Below are 18,273 nucleotides of genomic sequence, written 5' to 3'. Positions count from 1 at the left end.
AGGGGTAGGAAGCGCCGGCGCCGGGAATATGACCTGACGGAGACCTTTTTGTGCAGCAGCCCTTCGGTCGACGGTCGGGCGGCAGCTCAAACGCCAGAAAGGCAATGCGCAAACGCAGGCAGCGCAAGGCCTTCACGCTTTATCAACCATGAATGATGAAAATGCGTTTCATCCGGCCGGACCGTGCTTCCCGCCGACAGCGTAGGGTTTGGGTATATGCGTGAGTTGCCGCAAGGTCTGACGCCGCCGCGAAACGGCGACGCAATCGAAACCGATCATCATCTTTCCCGTCGCGCCATCCTGTCCGGCGCAGGGGCGCTGGCTTTGCTCAGCGCTGCCGGCTGCTCGACCTCGGGCGGCGGTCTGCCGGTGCTGGATCTCGACGACACGGTCACCGGCTCAGTGCCGATCCGGCCAAGCATCAGCGTTGACAAGCACATCACCAGCCCCGACCTGATGTATGCGGGGCTGACCGATGGCGGCTTCAACGTGCCGGAAGTGCCCTATCTGAAGGTCAAGCCGGAATTCCGCCGCCAGATCGTGGTCGACACGACCGGCGAGGCGCCCGGCACCATCGTCGTCCATCTGCAGGAGCGCATGCTCTATCTCGTCCAGCCGGGCGGTGAAGCCATCCGCTACGGAGTCGGCATTGGCAAGGACGGCTTCCGCTGGTCCGGCCGCGCCAACATCCAGTACGGCAGGGAATGGCCGACCTGGACGCCGCCGCCCGAAATGATCGCCCGCAAGCCGGAACTGGTGAAATGGCAGGCCGGCCAGCCCGGCGGTCTCACCAACCCGCTTGGCGCCCGGGCGCTCTATATCTATCAGGACGGCAAGGACACCGGCTATCGCATCCACGGTTCGCCCGAATGGTGGAGCATCGGCCAAGCGATGTCTTCGGGCTGCGTGCGCCTGATCAACCAGGACATCATCGACCTCTACAGCCGCGTCTCCAAGAAAAACCCGGTCGTCGTCATGTGACCCTGCCGGCCGCCGGCGCGGCCGCTTCTCTTTCTGTTCGAGCATGATCTCTGGCGAAAGCCGGTTCCCACCCTCGGGCCGGGGGCATGCTTTTCGGGATCATGCTCTGGTTCTCCCGTTGCGCGATGGCGAAAGACAGGCGAATGTGCCTGCGAATTTCATCGCTCGGGAGACGTCAGGAATGGCCGGAACTTTCGTTATCGCGCAGGGCGGCGGCCCGACCGCCGTCATCAACCAGACAGTGGTCGGGGCGACGCTGGAGATCCGCAAGCGGCATCCCGGCGCCAAGGTGCTGGGCTCCATTCACGGCGTGCGCGGCATACGTGACGGCAACTATGTCGACCTCTCCGCCATCTCGGAAGACCGGCTGCGGCTGATCGCCGGGACGCCAAGTGCGGCCCTTGGCTCGACGCGCGACAAGCCGGACGCCGCCTATTGCGAGGTCATCCTGAACGGGCTGAAGAAGGCCGGCGCCGACGCCTTCATCTACATCGGCGGCAATGACACGTCCGGCACGCAGCAGATCCTGACCGACGCCGCCGGCGGCACGATCGCTTTTGTCCATGCACCGAAAACCATCGACAATGATCTCGAGGAGAACGATCACACGCCGGGCTTCATCTCGGCGGCCGAGTTCGTCGCTGGCGCCTTCCTGTCCGTCGACCTCGATTTCCGCGCCCTGCCCGGCATCTATGTCGGCATCGTCATGGGCCGTCACGCCGGCTTCCTCACTGCCGCCGCCGCGGCCTGGCAACTCGACCCCGAAAGCGGCCCACACCTCGTCTACGTGCCGGAGCGCCCGTTCTCCGCGGCCGGCTTCATCGACGACGTGCGCGCCACGCTCGACCGCCACAAGCGCTGTATCGTCGCCGTGTCGGAAGGTGTCAGCACCGCCGATGGCAAGGCGCTGGTCGAAAGCCTGGTGCCGCCGGAGAAGCTCGAGCGCGACGCGCACGGCAACGTCAAGCTGTCGGGCAGCGACCTGCCGGCCGCGCTCGAGCGCGCGCTGGCCGAAGGCCTGCCCGGCAAGCGGGCCCGCGTCGATGCACTCGGCTACATGCCGCGCGGCTATGTCGGCGCCATCAGCGCTGTCGACGCGCAGGAGGCATTCGATGCCGGCGCCTTTGCGGTCAGCGTCGCCGAACAGGGCGGCGGCTCGGTGGCGCTGCAATATGACGGCGCCAAAACGGTGCTGAAGAAGGTGCCGCTGAAGAACGTCGCCGGCAAGACCCGCCATATGCCCGACGATTTCATGAAGCCCGATGTCAATCAGCTGTCCGAGGCCGGCATGGCCTATCTCAAGCGGCTGGTGCCTGAAAAATACAAGGTCGGGAAGCCGTTCGTCTGATGCCGGCTCATACGTGATGCCGGGCTCACAATTGATGCCGGGCTGGTTCAGCAAGAGCATCGTGGACGAGAAGACGACGATGCTGACCGAGCCGTTCGTGCACGAATACGTGCGCGCCAATATCTGGCATCTGCGCGGGCGCGATGTCGACCTTCTGGTCGACACCGGCATGGGCATCTGTCCGCTGGCGCCGGAGATCGAGTTGTCCGACGGCAAGCCGCTGCTCGTCGTCGCAACCCATATTCATCTCGACCATGTCGGCTCGCTGCACGAGTTCCCGTTGCGGGCCGGGCCAAGGATGAGTGCCGCGCAGTTCGAGACCATGGATGACGCCGCGACCTATGCCTACATGTTCCGCGACCTTGAGGGTGCCGTCTCGAAACTGCCCGCGCCGGGCTGGAAGGCAGCCGATTACAGGATCCCCTCAGCGCCATTGACGCGAACCCTTGACGAGGGCGACGTGATCGATCTCGGCGACCGTCAGTTTCGCGTGCTGCACCTGCCCGGACATTCGCCGGATTCGATCGCGCTGCTCGACGAGGCCGATGGCCTGTTCTTCAGCGGCGACGCCATCTACGACGACACGTTGATCGACGACCTGCCGGACTCCGATCGAACGGCCTATCGCCGCACGATGCAGCGCCTGCTCGACGTCCCGATCCGCATCGGCCATGGCGGCCACGGGCCGAGCTTCGACGGCAAGCGCATGCAAGACATCGCCACAGCATATCTCGGGCGAACCGACGCGATCTGATCCCTCCGCGGGGCTGGGAAGACCGTCTTGCCGCCACCCCACGACATTGTGACCTGTCGCCGCCTGGAAATTAAATCTTCGTAAGGTCGCCTGAAAACCCTAAATCGGGCCAATCCGCACCCTAGATGCAGGCTGTCGATCCGGTCGGCTGCCATGCAAGGCGAGACGGGCAATCGCGACCCTCGACACGCGGGATGGCCAGTTTCCAAGAGAGGCGGCCACAGCGCAGGATCAACTCTCGCCCGGACAAACGACCATGTCAGATATCATTCGCAGACATCGCGTCGCGGCCTCGCTGGGCGCTGCGCTAATCATATCTCCCTTTGTCATCTCTTTCGCTCAAAGTGCGAGCAACGCCGTTCCGACAACCCAGACACCTGTCGCCGGCATCTCTGCACCCAACGGCTCGTTCGCTCCCATCGTGGCCGCCGACAAGCCCGCGGTGGTGACAGTTACCACCGTCATGAAGGCACAGCCGGAAAGCGCGGACGACGGCATGCCTCTCGGCAACTCGCCGTTCGACGAGTATTTCCGCCAGTTCTTCGGCGACCAGGGCATACCCGCTCCACAGGCCCCGCCGCAGCAGGCTCCGCGTGCCGAAGCGCTCGGTTCGGGCTTCATCGTCGCTGCCGATGGCACCATCGTCACCAACAATCACGTCGTCGATGGCGCCTCTTCCATCAAGGTAACGCTCGACGACGGCACCGAGCTTCCCGCCAAGCTCGTCGGCCGCGATGCCAAGAACGATCTCGCCGTGCTCAAGATCAAATCCGACAAGCCCTTGCCGACCGTCAAATGGGGCGATTCCGACAGGCTGATGACCGGCGACCAGGTGCTGGCAATCGGCAATCCGTTCGGCATCGGCACCACGGTCACGGCGGGCATTGTGTCAGCGCGCGGCCGCGATCTGCACAGCGGGCCGTTCGACGACTTCATTCAGATCGACGCGCCGATCAATCATGGCAATTCCGGCGGCCCGCTGGTCGATGTCAGCGGCAATGTCGTCGGCATCAACACGGCGATCTATTCACCCAATGGCGGCAGTGTCGGCGTCGGCTTCGCCATCCCGTCCGACCAGGCCCAGAAGGTGGTCGCCAAGCTGATGAAGGACGGCTCCATCCAGTACGGCTACCTCGGTGTCGAGATACAGCCGGTGACGCCGGATGTGGCCAGCGCCATCGGGCTCGACCATCCTGGCGGCGCGCTGGTTTCGCAGGTCAATGAAGGTTCCCCTGCTGCCAAGGCCGGCGTCGAGACCGGCGACGTCATCACCAGCTTTGCCGGACAGGACGTGAAGGATCCCAAGGACCTGTCGCGGGCCGTCGCCGATGTCGCGCCGGGCGCCAGGGAGACGCTGGATATCTGGCGCAAGGGCAAGGCCATGGATATTTCCGTCGACGTCGGGCTCAACGGCGACGATGTGAAGACCGCATCCGTGACCGACGGGTCCGGCGCGCCGAGTACCGAGCAGGGCTCGCGCGTCCCGGCAATCGGGCTTGGCCTGATGGACATCACCCCTGATGTCCGCCAGGAGTTGAACCTGGCGGCCAATCAGCATGGCGCTCTGGTCGCAAGCGTCAATCCCGACAAACCGGCCTCGGCCTCGGGCATCCAGCCCGGCGACATCATCGTTGCCGTCAATCAGGCGCCGGTGAAAACCGCCAGGCAAGTGACGCAGGCGATCGCCCAAGCCGGCAAGTCCGGCCGCAAATCGGTGCTTCTGCTGGTCGAGCGCGAGGGCAGCCAGATCTATGTCGCGGTGCCGTTTGCCAATGGCTGACGCCGGGGCGCTGACGTGAAGGCAGCGATCGGCGGGCGCGGCGACGCCGGCCCGCCGATCCTGTCCATCAAGATTTCGGTTGCCCGCCACGTCATCTTCGAGAACATTGTATAAGGCCGATAGTGGCCTGATGCAGGGGGATTGCCGCGATGGTCACCCGAGGGTTTTCTTCAGGACGGCGCCCGCCGATCGACGGCGATGCGCGCATCCCGCCCGGGCAATATCTCGAGCAGGGATTTCCGGTCCTGTCAGCCGGCCCGACGCCGCGGGTGCGCACCGAGGACTGGTCGTTCACGCTGAAGCACGGGCCGCGGCCGATCAAGAAATGGAACTGGGCCGAGTTCAACGCGCTGCCCTTGACCAAGATGACGCGCGACATCCATTGCGTGACCGCATGGACAAAATTCGACACGCCATGGCAAGGCGTGCTTGTTGACGACATCCTCGCCGATGCCGGCATCGAGCCGCCGACCGCCTTCACGCTGGCGCATTCCTTCGACGGCTATTCCACCAACGTGCCGACCAAGGACCTCACCGCCGGCAAGGCGATGGTGGCTCTGCTTTACGAAGGCAAGCCGATCACGCCTGACCATGGCGGCCCGGCGCGGCTGCTGGTGCCGCATCTCTATTTCTGGAAATCGGCCAAATGGCTGAACGGCCTGCAGTTCACCGAGCGCGATGAGCCGGGTTTCTGGGAATTGCGCGGCTATCACATCTATGGCGACCCTTGGCGCGAGCAGCGCTACACGAACGATCCATGAGCGACGCTGCGGCAGTGCAATCGCCCTGGCAGACAGTCAGGATCGTCCGTATCGAAAAGCGCACGCCGCGTGTCACCAGCTTCTTTTTCCAGCCATCGCGGCCTTTCACCTATCTTGCCGGTCAGCATGTCGACGTCAGGCTGACGGCGCCGGACGGCTATCAGGCGCGCCGCTCTTATTCCATTGCCTCCGCGCCCGGAGATGGCGGGGTGATCGAACTGGCGATCGAAAAACTCGACGATGGCGAGGTCTCGCCCTTTTTCCACGACGTCGCAGCAATTGGCGACGAGGTCGAACTGCGCGGGCCGCTCGGTGGGCATTTCATCTGGCCCGATGTCGATGGCGGGCCGGTTTTGCTGGTCGGGGGTGGTTCGGGCGTCGTGCCTTTGATGGCGATGGTCCGTCATCGCGCCAGGCGCAATTCGAGCGTGCCCATCACCCTGGTCCTTTCAGCGCGGATCTGGGACGAGGTGATTTTTCGTGACGAACTGGTTGCCCTCGACGATCGCAAGGACGGCTTCGACCTGGTGCTGACCCTGACGCGCGAAGCCGCACGCCGTCCAGCCGATTATTCGCGGCGGGTGGACGTTGCCATGATGGTGCAATCCATGGCGCACCTGCCCGGACCGCCTGATATCGCCTTCGTCTGCGGCTCCAACGCCTTCGTTTCGGCCGCCGCCCAAGCGCTGATCGATGCCGGCGTCGCAGCGGAGATCATCCGCACCGAGCGCTACGGAGTTTGAACGGACACGGCATTTCGAGAGGTTTCCCGTGTCGTCGTTCTGAGCCTTGGCATCGCCCGCCGGTCACGCCTCGATTTCGAGTGCAGAAAGCGGCTTCGAGCAGCAGGCGAGGATAAAGCCGTCGTCGATTTCGTGATCGAGGATGCCACCATTGTGGCTCATCTCGACATCGCCGGCGACCTTCTTCACCTTGCAGGTTCCGCAGAGGCCGAACTCGCAGGCAGCCGGAATCCGCACACCCGAGGCGCGGGCCGTCTGCAGCACGGTCTGGCCGGCGACGCATTCGGCCTCGACATCCGAAAGCGAAAACCGGATCGGTGTCGCGGCCTCGACGACAATGGCGGCGCCGTCTTCCACCGGCGAGGTGAACGGTGCCGGGATCTCCTCCACGACAGGCGCGGCAAAGCTCTCCTGATGGTACTTCGTCATGTCGAAGCCGGCGGCGTCCAGCATGCCGCGCACCGCGCGCATGAAGGGATCGGGGCCGCAGCAGAAGATTTCACGCTCGCGGAAATCGGGCGCCAGCAAGGGCAGCCGGATCGCGTCGATGCGGCCCATATGGCCAAACCAGCCCTCGCGGCTGGACCGCTCCTCGATCATGAAGCCGAGCGACAGGCCCGGCATGCGGCTGCCGAGCAGTTCGAGCTCCTTGCGGAAAATGATCTCTTCCGGGCGCCGCGCGCAATTGACGAAGCCGACATCGGTCCATGGTGCGCAGTCGTTCAGCCAACGCAGCATCGACATCATCGGCGTCACGCCCGAGCCGGCTGAAATGAACAGGTACTTGGCGGCCGGGTGGCTGTGCAGCGAAAAGTCGCCTGTCGGCCCATAGGCCTTGACGTGCGAGCCCGGCGTCAGATGGTCGAACATCCAGCGTGTGCCGATGCTGCCCGCTTGAGCCTTGATCGTCACCGCGATCGAGAACGGCCGCGATGGCGAAGACGACAGCGTATAGGTGCGCATCAGCGGCCCGTTGGCGGTCGGCAGTTCCAGCGTCACGAACTGGCCCGGCTTGTAGCGGAACCAGGTCTGGTTGTCGGAGCGGAAGGTGAAGGTCTTCACATCAGGCGCTTCGTCGCTGACGCCGATCACTTCCAGCACCTGGAGCCGGTCGTTCCAGGGCGTCATCTGGTCGAGATGGCGATAGAGGCCGAGATCCGTCATCGCATTCATCCTCTTGTCCTCACTCTTGCCCTGGGCATGTCGAGATACCAAAACCGCTGCGCATTCTTGGGCGACATGCACTAGGCAACGCTGCGCAGCGCCGGCCGGCCACCTTCGGCAAGGCGCGGGCCGATGAACGACGCGTACCACTCGACGAACTGGATGACGCCACCCTCATGCAGCTCCGAATAAGGGCCGGGCTCGTAGGCGGGCGACAGGATGCCGAAGGCGTTTTCCTCGACGATCCGCCGGTCCTGGTCGTTGGTCTCGGTCCAGACGTGGGTGAGTTCGTCGAGATCGTAATCGACGCCTTCGACCGCATCCTTGTGAACCAGCCATTTGGTTGTCACCGCGGTCTCCGTGGCGCTGATCGGCAACACCCGGAAGGTGACGGCGTGGTCGCCCAGAATGTGGTTCCAGGTCGTCGGATAGTGATAGAGCAGCAAGGAACCGATGCTGTCGGTTGAAACGCTGTCGGACAGGTTCTTCTTGACCGCACGCTTTCCCGTCATCGTGTAGCTGACGGCATTGCGCAGCAGCGGCGCGCGGGTGGCGCGGTACTGTCCGGCCGGGTCGATGCGGAATTTGCTCGGCAGGCCGGCCGCTTCGCATTTCGCCCAGTGCGCAAGCATTTCCGGGTCGCTGTCGGCGCCTTGCACGCCGGTCACCGTGGGTGCCTCTGGAAAAGTCTTGCAGAGCTCCGGATGATTGCCGGCGCAATGATAGCACTCGCGGTTGTTTTCCCAGACCAGCTTCCAGTTGCCCTTCTCGACAATGGTCGACTCGAACGCCACCTTGGCCTCGCGCAGCCGGTGCGGCAAAAGGTAGGGCTCGATCATTGCGCGCATCGGTGCGAAATCCGCCGGCTCCTTGGCCAGGCAGATGAAAATGTAGCCACCGACGCTTTGGCAGGCGACTGGCTTCAAGCCGAACTGGCTCTTGTCGAAACCGTCGGCCATCTGCCTGGCAAACAAGAGCCTTCCGTCCAGCTCGTAGGTCCATTGGTGATAGGGGCAGACCAGCTTTGCCGCCGTGCCCTTGTCGGAATTGCAGACGCGGCTGCCGCGATGGCGGCAGGAATTGTGGAAGGCGTTGATATTGCCCTTCTGGTCGCGGACAAGCACGACTGGATAGTCGCCAATCTGCGCCGTGATGTAGCTGCCCGGCTTCGGCAGCTCGCAATCATGACCGATGAACAGCCAGTCGCGATACCAGATCAGCTCCATGTCGAGCTTGAAATAGTCTGGATCGGTGTAGAAGGGCTGTTCCAGCGAAAAGCCTTGCCGGCGGCCGCTCAAGAGCCTCAGCATGTCGTTGCGAGCATCCATGTCCTGTCCTCGTTTCTAAGGACTGAACTGGTGGTGACGGAGGAAGGATTGGACGCAGGCCGGCGATGCGCCGGACATGCACTATCCGCCTCTTGACCGCCCACCGCGATCAGTCGAGTCTAGACATCTCGGGCTGGTTTCCGGGCTCTGGAGTTGTCCTTGCGGACCATCGCGACACCTTCCCAGGCGTTTGCCCAGTGGTCTCCCGTTGCGACTTGAACTCCACCACCGTTGCGGGGGCAGCGCCGGATTCTGACCGGCTTCCCAATTCTCCGCCTCGTCGTCACGAAGCGGCACCTGAGATGACATGATCTAATCACGATCGCGGGCGCGTCATCGGCATGAAAACGACATCGTATCCATGCGGCGCGACACGCTTGCGAAACGTTCCGGTCGGTGATCGCGAAGCGGAAGCCTATCTCTTGGGCAACCATAGCCGGCTCCAATCTCGTCGAAACTGACCCCTTGCCAGGAAGCAAAAAAGGTTAATGTTATCGAAAAGTGACTATTAGCTGCCGCTAAAATCGAACCGAACGGTTCGTTTCTGTTGACGGTGCGTGCAGGAGGTGTGAACGCTGGGCCTCCGACACAGTTGGTGATCGGGGTACCTGTTTCGTACAACTCTTTGATATAACTTGGAAAAACATTGAGTGTGGAAACCCCCGGCGCAATTTCAAGTGGTGGATTCTTGGTCCACGCGGAACAACTTCGTGATTGGAAATGGCTGGATGGCTCTCCCACATCGGGGCTGTCCGAACGACGCGATTTCTTCCCAAGACACGCCGCTAGACGGACGGCAAAAATAAGAAATACTGGAGTACCAAAAAATGAAAAAGATCATCCTCACTGCCGCCGCCCTTCTGGCCATTTCCGGCAGCGCCTTCGCGAACAGCGACCACTATGGTTCGAATGCCTCGGCAGCCACCGCTGCTGTCGACAGCTCGTACACCGCTTCGACCAAGAAGTCGGAGCCGGCTGCTCAGACGCCTGCCCAGGGTAGCAACCGCAACCTCTTCGGCAATAACTAACAGCCGATTCCCAGAAGGCGGCGGGCTCTCCCGCCGTCCTGGCGAAATCCAGAATTCAGGAGATTTGAAATGAAGAAGATCATGCTTGCTGCCGCCGCCGTCGTGGCGATCTCCGGCAGCGCTTTCGCCGCCAGCGACAACTACGGTTCGAATGGCGCCAACCAGCCTGCCGTCGGTTCGGTTGACAACTCTCAAACGGGCTCGATCCGCAACAGCGGTGGTTTCGTCGGCAAGCTGCTCAATTCGTCGGGTGACGTAGAGAGGTCCGCCCCTCAGAGCGCCGACCGCGACCTCTTCGGCAATCGCTAACAGCCGAAGTTGATTTCCAAAAAAGAGCGGCGGGCCTGGCCCGCCGCTCTTTTCGTGTCGAGACTTGGTTCTGTCTCAAGCCGCCTTTACTTCCGGCTGACGGAGCGAGAAGGAGTGCCCGTCCGCGTCGAAGATGTGAAGGTCGTTGGCGTCCGCGCTCAGCCGCAGCGTCGCACCGCGCTTGACCTCGACATTGCCAGGCAGCTTGGTCACCAGCGGCAGGTCGGCGCGGCCGATGTCGACATAGACAAGCTGGACTTCGCCGAGTTGTTCGACATAGTCGACCGTTCCCTCGAACAGATACTCCGTGCCGCTGGCGATGATCAGATCTTCCGGCCGCACGCCGAAACTCACCGCGGCACCCTTTGCCGAAGCCGGCGTTGCGATCGGCACGCTTGCCTTGCGGCCGCCGACATGGCTGACGACGGTCGGGTTTCCGGTCTTGTCGATGGTCGCCGGCAGGATGTTCATGGCCGGCGAGCCGATGAACTGGGCGACAAACAAATTGCCGGGCTTCTTGTAGAGGTCCATCGGCGTGCCGACCTGCTCGATATGGCCTTCCTTGAGCACCACGATGCGATCGGCCAGCGTCATCGCCTCGACCTGGTCGTGGGTGACGTAGATCATGGTCGTGTTGGGCATCGATTCCTTGAGTTTGGCGATCTCGATGCGGGTGGCGACACGCAGCGCCGCGTCAAGGTTCGACAGCGGCTCGTCGAACAGGAACACCTTCGGGTTGCGCACGATGGCGCGGCCGATGGCGACGCGCTGGCGCTGGCCGCCCGACATGGCCTTGGGCAGGCGATCGAGATATTTGGTCAGCTGCAGGATTTCCGCGGCCTGCTTCACGCGGCGGTCGATCTCGGCCTTGTTCTCCTTGCCGATCTTCATCGAGAACGCCATGTTGTCGTACACCGTCATGTGCGGGTAGAGCGCGTAGGACTGGAACACCATGGCGATGCCCCGCTTCGATGGCGGCACGTCGTTGACGACCTCGCCGGCGATCTTGAGTTCGCCGGAGGTGATTTCCTCCAGCCCGGCGATCGACCTCAGCAATGTCGACTTGCCGCAGCCCGACGGGCCGACAAAGACGATGAACTCGCCCGACTTTATATCGAGGTCGATGCCGTGGAGAATGTTCAGATTGCCGTAGGACTTCTTCACTTGTCTTAGCGTGACATCGGCCATTGGTTTCCTCCCAGTGATTTGAAATTCAAGTGATCTGAAGTTCAGTCGATGCGCCCAAACCAGGCGCCGTAGCCGTTGAGCTGTATGGAACCGCTGCTCGCCTGCCCCGAAAATCCGTGTCCCGGCAAAGGTTGCAGCGATCGGTTGCCAAGCTCAATCCTGGTTGGCTTGGCTGCCAGATTGAAGACGCAGACGACCTGCTCATTGCCTGCGCGGCGTGTGAAGGCGACGGTGTCGCCCTCGCTTTCGATGAATGTGATGTCGCCCTTGGCCAGCGCCGGATGGGCACGGCGGAAGGTGAGAAAGCGCCGGTAGTGCTCGAGCAGCGAGCTCTCGTCGCCCTGCTGGACATTGACCGCTTGCGACAGGTGCTTGGCCGGCACCGGCAGCCATGGCTTGGCCGAGGAGAAGCCGCCATTCCTGGCGCTGCCGTCCCACACCATCGGCGTGCGGCAGCCGTCGCGGCCCTTGAATTCCGGCCAGAAGCGGATGCCGTAGGGGTCCTGCAAATCCTCGAAGTGGAGGTCGGCCTCACCGAGCCCAAGCTCCTCGCCCTGGTAGATGCAGACCGAGCCACGCAGCGACATCAGCAGCGCCGAGATGACCTTGAGATAGGCGGTCGTGTCGGCTTCGCCTGCCGCCCAGCGCGAGGCCGGGCGCATCACGTCATGGTTGGAAAAGGCCCAGCACGACCAGCCGTCGCTGGCGACCTTGCCGAACGATTCCAGCACCGAGCGGACCTTGGCCGCGCTGATCTTTTCCGGCGCCAGGAAGTCGAACGAGTAGCACATGTGCACGCGCTTGCCGCCGGCGGTATAGGCCGCCACCACTTCCAACCCACGTTGCGAATCGCCGACTTCGCCGACCGCCGCGGTGGCCGGATACTCATCGAGCAGGGCGCGGAAGCGTTCGAGGAAGCCGAGGTTTTCCGGACGGCTCTTGTCGTAGAGATGGTCCTGGTAGTTGTAGGGATTGACCGCGGGTGCGGTCTGGTCGTTGCGCTGCTCGGGCGGCAGCGGCGGATTGTTCTCCAGGCCCTGGCTGTGGAAGTAGAAATTGATGGTGTCGAGCCGGAAGCCGTCGACGCCGCGCTCCAGCCAGAAGCGGGTGACGTCGAGCAGCGCGTTCTGGACCTCATGGTTGTGGAAGTTGAGATCGGGCTGCTCGGCCAGGAAGTTGTGCAGGTAATATTGCTGGCGGCTGGTGTCCCATTGCCAGGCCGAGCCGCCGAAGATCGACAGCCAGTTGTTGGGCGGCGTGCCGTCCGGCCTGGCGTCCGCCCAGACATACCAGTCTGCCTTCGCGTTGGTGCGGCTCGAACGGCTTTCCTTGAACCATGGGTGGTTGTCGGCAGTGTGCGACAGCACCTCGTCGATCATCACCTTCAAGCCCAGCCTGTGTGCCTCGGCGGTCAGCGCGTCGAAGTCGGCCAGCGTGCCGAACATCGGATCGACGTCGCAGTAATCGGTGACGTCGTAGCCGAAATCCTTCATCGGCGATTTGAAGAACGGCGAGATCCAGATGGCATCCGCACCGAGTGCCGCGATGTAGGGGAGCCGGCCGATGATGCCCTTCAGGTCGCCGATGCCGTCGCCGTTCGAGTCCTGGTAGCTGCGCGGATAGATCTGGTAGATCACCGCACCTCGCCACCAGTCGCGATCGACGGCGAGGTCAGGCTTCGAACTGGCCTTCAAAGCGGATTGCATGGTCTCAGCCTCCTTTCACCGAGCCGGCAAGCAGCCCGCGGACAAAATAGCGCTGCAGCGAGAAGAACACGATCAGCGGCACGATGATGGTCACGAAAGCCGATGTCGTAAGGATCTCCCAGTCGCCGCCGCGTGAGCCAAGCAGCGCGTTGAGCTTGGCGGTCAGCACGATCTGGTCTGCCTCCGTACCCAGGAAAACCATCGCGACCAGCAGATCGTTCCATACCCACAGGAATTGGAAGATGGCAAACGAGGCCAGCACCGGGAACGACAGCGGCAGCACGATCTTGACGAAGATCTCGAAATCGCTGGCGCCGTCGATGCGCGCCGATTCCATGATTTCGCGCGGCAGGCCGGCAATGTAGCTGCGCAACAGGTAGATGGCGAAGGGCAGGCCGAAGCCGGTATGCGCCAGCCAGATGCCGAGATAGGTTTTCGACGGCATGCCGAAGAAGGCGCCGACGCCGTTGTAGAGCTTCAACAGCGGGATCAGCGACATCTGCAGCGGCACCACCAGCAGGCCGATGATGACCGCGATCAGCAGCGCTCGGCCGGGAAAGCGCATCCAGGCCAGTGCATAGGCGGCAAAGGCGGCGATCAGGATCGGGATGACGGTCGCCGGTATGGTGACAGTCAGCGAATTCATGAACGACCGTCCGATGCCTTCCGAGAACAGCACAGTCTTGTAGTTGTCGGTGGTGAATTTAGGTGGCGCCGACGAGGCATAATAGACGCGCTGGCCGCGATCGCCTTCGAAGGCCTTCGGCGATTGCATGATGAAACTGCCGTCGGCATTGAGCTGCAGGGTGACGCCGTCGCCGAGATCGGCCGATGTGCCGGCGGGGTATTGCGTTGGTGCTGCCGACTTGACGCCGAAAGCGCTGATGTTGCGGACAGGGCTGTTGCCGAAGATGTTGCCTTGAAGGACGAACTTGCCGTCCTTTTCGACTTGCATCGAGGCCGCCGGCAGCCGGCTGGCTTCCGTCTGGGTGGAACTGGAGAACGAATTCCACCAGCCCGAGGCGATGATCTGGTCCTTGTCGCGCAGCGACGAGACCAGGATGCCGAGCGTCGGTATGGTCCAGATGGCGACGAAGATGAGGACGGCAATATGGACGCCGAAGCGGCTGGCGAAGGAATTTCCGGTCGCAACGGCCATCTCAATGTCCTCCCGTCTCTTTGTTCGCCTGGCGGATGTTCCAGACCATGATCGGAATGACCGCGATCATGATGATGATGGCGATGGTGGCGCCGCGGCCGAAATCGCCGCCGCCACGGAACATCCAGTCGAACATCAGGTTGGCCAGCACCTGGCTGTTCCACTGGCCGTTGGTCATGGTCAGCACGATGTCGAACACTTTGAGCACCAGGATGGTGATCGTCGTCCAGACGACGGCGATGGTGCCCCAGATCTGCGGCACCATGATCTTCCAGAAGATCTGGAACGGATTGGCGCCGTCGATGACGGCGGCTTCCAGAGTTTCTTCCGGGATGCCGCGCAAGGCCGAAGACAGGATGACCATGGCAAAGCCGGTCTGGATCCAGATCAGGATCACCATCAGGAAGAAATTGTTCCAGAACGGCAGTGATATCCAGACCTGCGGCTGGCCGCCGAAATGCTGGATGATGGCGTTGAGCAGGCCGATCTGGGTCTGGCCCTCGCCACGGTACTCGTAGATGAATTTCCAGATGACGCTGGCGCCGACGAAGGAGATCGCCAAAGGCAGGAAGATCAGGCTCTTGGCGACCGTGCCCCACCAGATCTTGTCGGTGAGCACGGCGATGATCAGCCCGAGGAAGGTGCAGGCGGCCGGCACCACAGCCAGCCAGACGATGTTGTTGAGGATCGAGTTGCGGAACTCGCGATCGCCGAAGGCCCATTCATAGTTGGCGAGGCCGACGAAGTTTATGCCGCCGCGATCGAGGAACGACAGCCGAAGCGTCTCGACCACCGGATAGATGAGGTAGATGGTCAGGATGATCATCGCCGGACCGACGAACAGCCACGGCCTGACCAGCCCTTGCCGGCGCAGATTGTCGATGGCAGCAGCGCCGGCGACGCCGCGCGACGGGAATATCAGGTCGACCAGCTTGTTGGCGCCCCAAAAATAGGCGACGCAACCGCCGACCCCGACGATGATGACGAATATGGCCGAGAAAATCTGAGCCGCCATGGGTCCTCTCCCTGCGCATGATCCGACAAGGAATGACCTTGGTGACGGGACCAGGCGCCGATTCAGTTGTTGGAGCGTCGTCGGCGGCGGAAACCTGCCGCATGCCGATCGCGCTTTATGTCAATGCGCTCATGACGAAAGGCTGCGGCACGGGCCGCCGTCGGATCCGGGCCGGCAGGGTCCGGATCCAGTGCGAGAATGGCAGGCTCGGCCGTTTGATCGCCGAGCCGGACGGGCCCCTGCTTGCCGGCCGCTACTTGATCGCGTCCCAGCTCTTCTGGATGTCGGTGGCGACATCCTGCGCGGACTTGCCGCCGACCAGGTCGATCATGCCGGTCCAGAAGGCGCCGGCGCCGATCTTGCCCGGCATCAGGTCGGAACCGTCGAAGCGGAAGGTCGAGGCATTGGCGAGGATTTCGCCCTGCTTCCTCAGCGCGTCGCTGGCATAGGCAGCCTTGTTGACACCCTTGAACGGCGTCACGAAACCGCCCTCGGCCATCCAGATCTCGTGAGCTAGCGGCATCTTCAGGAATTCGATGAACGCGCGGGCGCTCTTGCTATCTTTCGTTATCATCGCCAGCGTACCGGCGCCGAGCACCGGCGTTCCCAGTTCAGGCTTGGAGGCATAGGGCGGGAAGTAGAAGAAGTCCGCGTCCTGGCCGACCTTGGTGCCTTCCGGGAAGAAGGTCGGAATGAATGACGCCTGATGGTGCAGGTAGCACTTCGGCGGCACTGAGAAGAGGCCCTTCGGGCTATCGCGGAAATCGGTCGCCGCAACAGCCTTGGCGCCGCCGTCGACCATCTTGTCGTCGGTCGCGATCTTGCCGAAGATGTCGATGGCGTTCACCACGGCGGGATCGTTGAACGGGATCTCGTTCTTCACCCATTTGTCGTAGACGTCAGGCGCCTGGGTCCGCAGCATCAGGTCTTCGACCCAGTCGGTCGCCGGCCAGCCGGTGGCGCCGCCGGAGCCGAGGCCGATGCACCACGGCTTGCCGCCATCGGCGATGATCTCCTTTTCGAGATCGGCGAGTTCTTCCTGCGTCTTCGGCACCTTGTAGCCGGCTTCCTCGAAATTATCCGGCGAGTACCAGACCAGCGACTTCACGTCGGCCTTGTAGGGGAAGGCGAAGAAGCCCGGCTTGCCGTCCTTGTCCTTGAAGGTGCCGAGATCGACCCACGACTGGCCGGCGCCGTAATTGTCCTTGACCCATTTGGCGGTGTCGTCGCCCAGTGGCGTCAGCAGGCCCTTCGATGCCAGGTCCTGGATCAGGCCCGGCTGCGGCAGCACGGCGATGTTGGGCGGACTGCCGGCCTGCGTGTCGATGACGATCTGCTGTTCATAGTTCTCCGAGGAGGAGTATTTGATCTCGACGCCGGTGGCTTCCGAGAAATAGTCGAGAACGCCGCGCACCAGGCCTTCGTCCTCACCGCGCCACGGTCCGAAGATCGACAGCGTCTCACCCTTGAGATCGACTTTCTTGAGCTCTTCGTAATTCGCCCAGTTGAAGCGGGGATCCTCGCCCGGCTTGAACTTCAGTTCGGCATGCGCGGGCGCGTTCAGGGCGAGCGTGGCAAACGCAGCACCCAGCAAAAGCATTTTCTTCATCGGTATTCCTCCCAGTGGGCCACAAACACCGGACGGAACCTCCATTCCGCCCGCCGACGCCGCAGGACTGTGACTCAGTCGGAAAGGAACCGCAACCTTTCGAAGAGCCTTCCAAAGCGCTTTGGCTTTTTTGATCTCGCCACTGAATCSSTCGGAAGTCAAGAGGGTGAGCGGCTAATCGATTTAGTTTTGGGCTTTCGACGCGTAAAAAGTGCGCTGCAGCATGTATTTATGGCGGTGCAGCAGCAATTTTTGTTTCAAACTCACCCAAAGCGCGCCTATGCTTGTCTTCATATCGCTGCGTCCCGCGTGGCGCTCGGATCCAATCGAATTAAAAGCGCTTTGAGGCGCGGAGGCCTCCTGTGAACCTCAAGCAGCTCGCCCATATGCTGGCGCTTTCGCAGACCACGGTAAGTCGTGCCTTGAACGGCTATCCCGAGGTCAACGAAGAGACGCGCCGGCGGGTGATGGATGCCGCCAAGCGCCACGGCTATCGTCCCAACCCCAGCGCACGCCGGCTGGCGACCGGCAAGACCGGCATGATCGGCTATGTCCTGCCGACCGGTGCGTCCGTCGACATCGATCCGCATTTCGTCGAGTTCCTGTCCGGCCTCGGCGACTATGCCCGCTCGCATGAATTGGACCTGGTGCTGTCGCCGGCCGACGCCGACGACCAGGAAACGACCTACCGGCGCATCGTCGCCAACCGGCAGGTCGACGCCGTCTACATCTCCTCGCCGAGACCCGCCGACCGCCGCGTGGCGCTGGTGAACACGCTCGGCATTCCCTTCATCGTCCATGGCCGCAGCGAAGGCTTCGATTTCGACTATCCGTTCACCGACATCGACAATGAAGGCGCCTTTCACGAGGCGTCGCGGCTGCTGATCCAGCTCGGCCACCGGCGGCTGGCCCTGATCAACGGTGACGACCGCGAGACCTTTGCCATCCATCGCGAGCGCGGCGTTCGTCGGGCGCTGGCGGCGAGCGGGCTGGCATTGGGCGAACGCCATGTCTGCTCGGTGGTCATGACCGAGGAGAACGGCTATCGCGCCACCAGGCGCTTGCTGGAGGCGGGCGATGCGCCGACAGCAATCGTCTGCTCCAGCCTGATCATGGCGCTGGGCGTCGTGCGCGCTGTGCGCGATCTCGGCCTTACCATTCCAGGCGACATGTCGCTGATTGCCCATGACGACGTTTTCCCCTGGCTGAGGCCGGAGAACTTCTCCGTGCCGCTGTCGACGACGCGCTCGTCGATCCGTCTCGCCGGCGCGCGCGTCGCCGAACGGCTGGCGGCACGGATCTCGGGGCTGGAAGAGGGCGCCCGCGGCGAGGTCTGGCCGGTCGACCTGGTGGTCAGGGGATCGGTCGCCGGCGCGCCGGCCTAGGGACCGGACAACTCC

At 62.8% G+C, this 18,273-nt stretch carries 16 protein-coding genes and 1 riboswitch; of the genes, 9 read left to right on the top strand and 7 right to left on the bottom strand.

Annotated features, from left to right (window positions below; genetic code table 11):
• Positions 1–216 precede the first annotated feature (216 nt).
• The 6 genes from AC1DZP_RS11730 to AC1DZP_RS11705 all read left to right on the top strand — a co-directional run bounded on the left by AC1DZP_RS11730 (position 217) and on the right by AC1DZP_RS11705 (position 6,367).
• The gene (locus AC1DZP_RS11730; protein ID WP_477302444.1) at positions 217–981 is read left to right on the top strand and encodes a L,D-transpeptidase; all 765 of its coding nucleotides are present in this window, start codon (positions 217–219) and stop codon (positions 979–981) included.
• A gap of 181 nt (positions 982–1,162) precedes the next feature.
• Positions 1,163–2,329 (top strand): diphosphate--fructose-6-phosphate 1-phosphotransferase, encoded by a 1,167-nt coding sequence (locus AC1DZP_RS11725; RefSeq protein ID WP_477302442.1) that lies wholly within the window; start codon positions 1,163–1,165, stop codon positions 2,327–2,329.
• 34 nt (positions 2,330–2,363) lie between these two features.
• Positions 2,364–3,083 carry an MBL fold metallo-hydrolase gene (locus tag AC1DZP_RS11720; protein ID WP_457151092.1) on the top strand — a complete coding sequence of 240 codons (720 nt, stop codon included), beginning with the start codon at positions 2,364–2,366 and terminating at the stop codon, positions 3,081–3,083.
• 256 nt (positions 3,084–3,339) lie between these two features.
• Complete coding sequence (locus AC1DZP_RS11715) at positions 3,340–4,863, top strand: DegQ family serine endoprotease (RefSeq protein ID WP_477302440.1); 1,524 nt, start codon at positions 3,340–3,342, stop codon at positions 4,861–4,863.
• A gap of 149 nt (positions 4,864–5,012) precedes the next feature.
• Positions 5,013–5,624, top strand: coding sequence for a sulfite oxidase-like oxidoreductase (locus AC1DZP_RS11710; protein ID WP_457151074.1), 612 nt, complete (start codon positions 5,013–5,015; stop codon positions 5,622–5,624).
• On the top strand, positions 5,621–6,367 hold the full coding sequence (locus AC1DZP_RS11705; protein ID WP_477302439.1) for a ferredoxin reductase: 747 nt from the start codon (positions 5,621–5,623) through the stop codon (positions 6,365–6,367). Before AC1DZP_RS11710 ends, AC1DZP_RS11705 begins: the two co-directional genes overlap by 4 nt.
• A 63-nt stretch (positions 6,368–6,430) precedes the next feature.
• Here AC1DZP_RS11705 and AC1DZP_RS11700 read toward each other — a convergent pair whose 3' ends face one another.
• A complete protein-coding gene (locus AC1DZP_RS11700; RefSeq protein ID WP_477302941.1) occupies positions 6,431–7,531 on the bottom strand; it encodes an FAD-binding oxidoreductase in 1,101 nt (366 codons plus the stop codon).
• An 80-nt stretch (positions 7,532–7,611) separates the two neighbouring features.
• Positions 7,612–8,859, bottom strand: a complete 1,248-nt coding sequence (locus tag AC1DZP_RS11695) for an aromatic ring-hydroxylating oxygenase subunit alpha (protein WP_477302437.1) — start codon at positions 8,857–8,859, stop codon at positions 7,612–7,614.
• Between the two features lie 114 nt (positions 8,860–8,973).
• A riboswitch (cobalamin riboswitch) is annotated at positions 8,974–9,175 on the bottom strand.
• Between the two features lie 511 nt (positions 9,176–9,686).
• On the opposite strand from AC1DZP_RS11695, the gene AC1DZP_RS11690 reads away from it, so the two are divergent.
• Both AC1DZP_RS11690 and AC1DZP_RS11685 read left to right on the top strand, forming a co-directional pair.
• Positions 9,687–9,887: a DUF680 domain-containing protein gene (locus tag AC1DZP_RS11690; RefSeq protein ID WP_477302435.1), complete on the top strand. Its 201-nt coding sequence runs from the start codon at positions 9,687–9,689 to the stop codon at positions 9,885–9,887.
• Positions 9,888–9,956: 69 nt separating this feature from the next.
• Complete coding sequence (locus AC1DZP_RS11685) at positions 9,957–10,196, top strand: DUF680 domain-containing protein (RefSeq protein ID WP_477302433.1); 240 nt, start codon at positions 9,957–9,959, stop codon at positions 10,194–10,196.
• A gap of 75 nt (positions 10,197–10,271) precedes the next feature.
• Here AC1DZP_RS11685 and AC1DZP_RS11680 read toward each other — a convergent pair whose 3' ends face one another.
• From AC1DZP_RS11680 to AC1DZP_RS11660, 5 genes are all read right to left on the bottom strand, one after another.
• On the bottom strand, positions 10,272–11,384 hold the full coding sequence (locus AC1DZP_RS11680; RefSeq protein ID WP_184873141.1) for an ABC transporter ATP-binding protein: 1,113 nt from the start codon (positions 11,382–11,384) through the stop codon (positions 10,272–10,274).
• Between the two features lie 41 nt (positions 11,385–11,425).
• Positions 11,426–13,090: a beta-galactosidase BglA gene (gene bglA / locus AC1DZP_RS11675; protein WP_457153517.1), complete on the bottom strand. Its 1,665-nt coding sequence runs from the start codon at positions 13,088–13,090 to the stop codon at positions 11,426–11,428.
• A gap of 4 nt (positions 13,091–13,094) precedes the next feature.
• Positions 13,095–14,249 (bottom strand): carbohydrate ABC transporter permease, encoded by a 1,155-nt coding sequence (locus AC1DZP_RS11670; protein ID WP_457153518.1) that lies wholly within the window; start codon positions 14,247–14,249, stop codon positions 13,095–13,097.
• A 1-nt stretch (position 14,250) separates the two neighbouring features.
• Positions 14,251–15,264 (bottom strand): carbohydrate ABC transporter permease, encoded by a 1,014-nt coding sequence (locus AC1DZP_RS11665; protein ID WP_095083068.1) that lies wholly within the window; start codon positions 15,262–15,264, stop codon positions 14,251–14,253.
• A gap of 253 nt (positions 15,265–15,517) precedes the next feature.
• Positions 15,518–16,873: an ABC transporter substrate-binding protein gene (locus tag AC1DZP_RS11660; protein WP_477302431.1), complete on the bottom strand. Its 1,356-nt coding sequence runs from the start codon at positions 16,871–16,873 to the stop codon at positions 15,518–15,520.
• A 362-nt stretch (positions 16,874–17,235) separates the two neighbouring features.
• Between AC1DZP_RS11660 and AC1DZP_RS11655 the strand changes: the two genes are divergently transcribed.
• Positions 17,236–18,258: a substrate-binding domain-containing protein gene (locus AC1DZP_RS11655; protein ID WP_477225137.1), complete on the top strand. Its 1,023-nt coding sequence runs from the start codon at positions 17,236–17,238 to the stop codon at positions 18,256–18,258.
• Positions 18,259–18,273: the final 15 nt, after the last annotated feature.

It is taken from the genome of Mesorhizobium sp. P2_F8, assembly GCF_056403655.1.
The sequence above is the reverse complement of the archived record's forward strand: the minus strand, read 5'-3'. Positions and strand labels throughout refer to the sequence as shown.

What these genes read in the sequence shown, in the direction of transcription:
- AC1DZP_RS11730 (WP_477302444.1), top strand. Translation starts at nt 217, where the DNA reads ATGCGTGAGTTGCCGCAAGGTCTGACGCCGCCGCGAAACGGCGACGCA.
- AC1DZP_RS11725 (WP_477302442.1), top strand. Translation starts at nt 1,163, where the DNA reads ATGGCCGGAACTTTCGTTATCGCGCAGGGCGGCGGCCCGACCGCCGTC.
- AC1DZP_RS11720 (WP_457151092.1), top strand. Translation starts at nt 2,364, where the DNA reads ATGCCGGGCTGGTTCAGCAAGAGCATCGTGGACGAGAAGACGACGATG.
- AC1DZP_RS11715 (WP_477302440.1), top strand. Translation starts at nt 3,340, where the DNA reads ATGTCAGATATCATTCGCAGACATCGCGTCGCGGCCTCGCTGGGCGCT.
- AC1DZP_RS11710 (WP_457151074.1), top strand. Translation starts at nt 5,013, where the DNA reads ATGGTCACCCGAGGGTTTTCTTCAGGACGGCGCCCGCCGATCGACGGC.
- AC1DZP_RS11705 (WP_477302439.1), top strand. Translation starts at nt 5,621, where the DNA reads ATGAGCGACGCTGCGGCAGTGCAATCGCCCTGGCAGACAGTCAGGATC.
- AC1DZP_RS11700 (WP_477302941.1), bottom strand. Translation starts at nt 7,531, where the DNA reads ATGACGGATCTCGGCCTCTATCGCCATCTCGACCAGATGACGCCCTGG.
- AC1DZP_RS11695 (WP_477302437.1), bottom strand. Translation starts at nt 8,859, where the DNA reads ATGGATGCTCGCAACGACATGCTGAGGCTCTTGAGCGGCCGCCGGCAA.
- AC1DZP_RS11690 (WP_477302435.1), top strand. Translation starts at nt 9,687, where the DNA reads ATGAAAAAGATCATCCTCACTGCCGCCGCCCTTCTGGCCATTTCCGGC.
- AC1DZP_RS11685 (WP_477302433.1), top strand. Translation starts at nt 9,957, where the DNA reads ATGAAGAAGATCATGCTTGCTGCCGCCGCCGTCGTGGCGATCTCCGGC.
- AC1DZP_RS11680 (WP_184873141.1), bottom strand. Translation starts at nt 11,384, where the DNA reads ATGGCCGATGTCACGCTAAGACAAGTGAAGAAGTCCTACGGCAATCTG.
- bglA (WP_457153517.1), bottom strand. Translation starts at nt 13,090, where the DNA reads ATGCAATCCGCTTTGAAGGCCAGTTCGAAGCCTGACCTCGCCGTCGAT.
- AC1DZP_RS11670 (WP_457153518.1), bottom strand. Translation starts at nt 14,249, where the DNA reads ATGGCCGTTGCGACCGGAAATTCCTTCGCCAGCCGCTTCGGCGTCCAT.
- AC1DZP_RS11665 (WP_095083068.1), bottom strand. Translation starts at nt 15,264, where the DNA reads ATGGCGGCTCAGATTTTCTCGGCCATATTCGTCATCATCGTCGGGGTC.
- AC1DZP_RS11660 (WP_477302431.1), bottom strand. Translation starts at nt 16,873, where the DNA reads ATGAAGAAAATGCTTTTGCTGGGTGCTGCGTTTGCCACGCTCGCCCTG.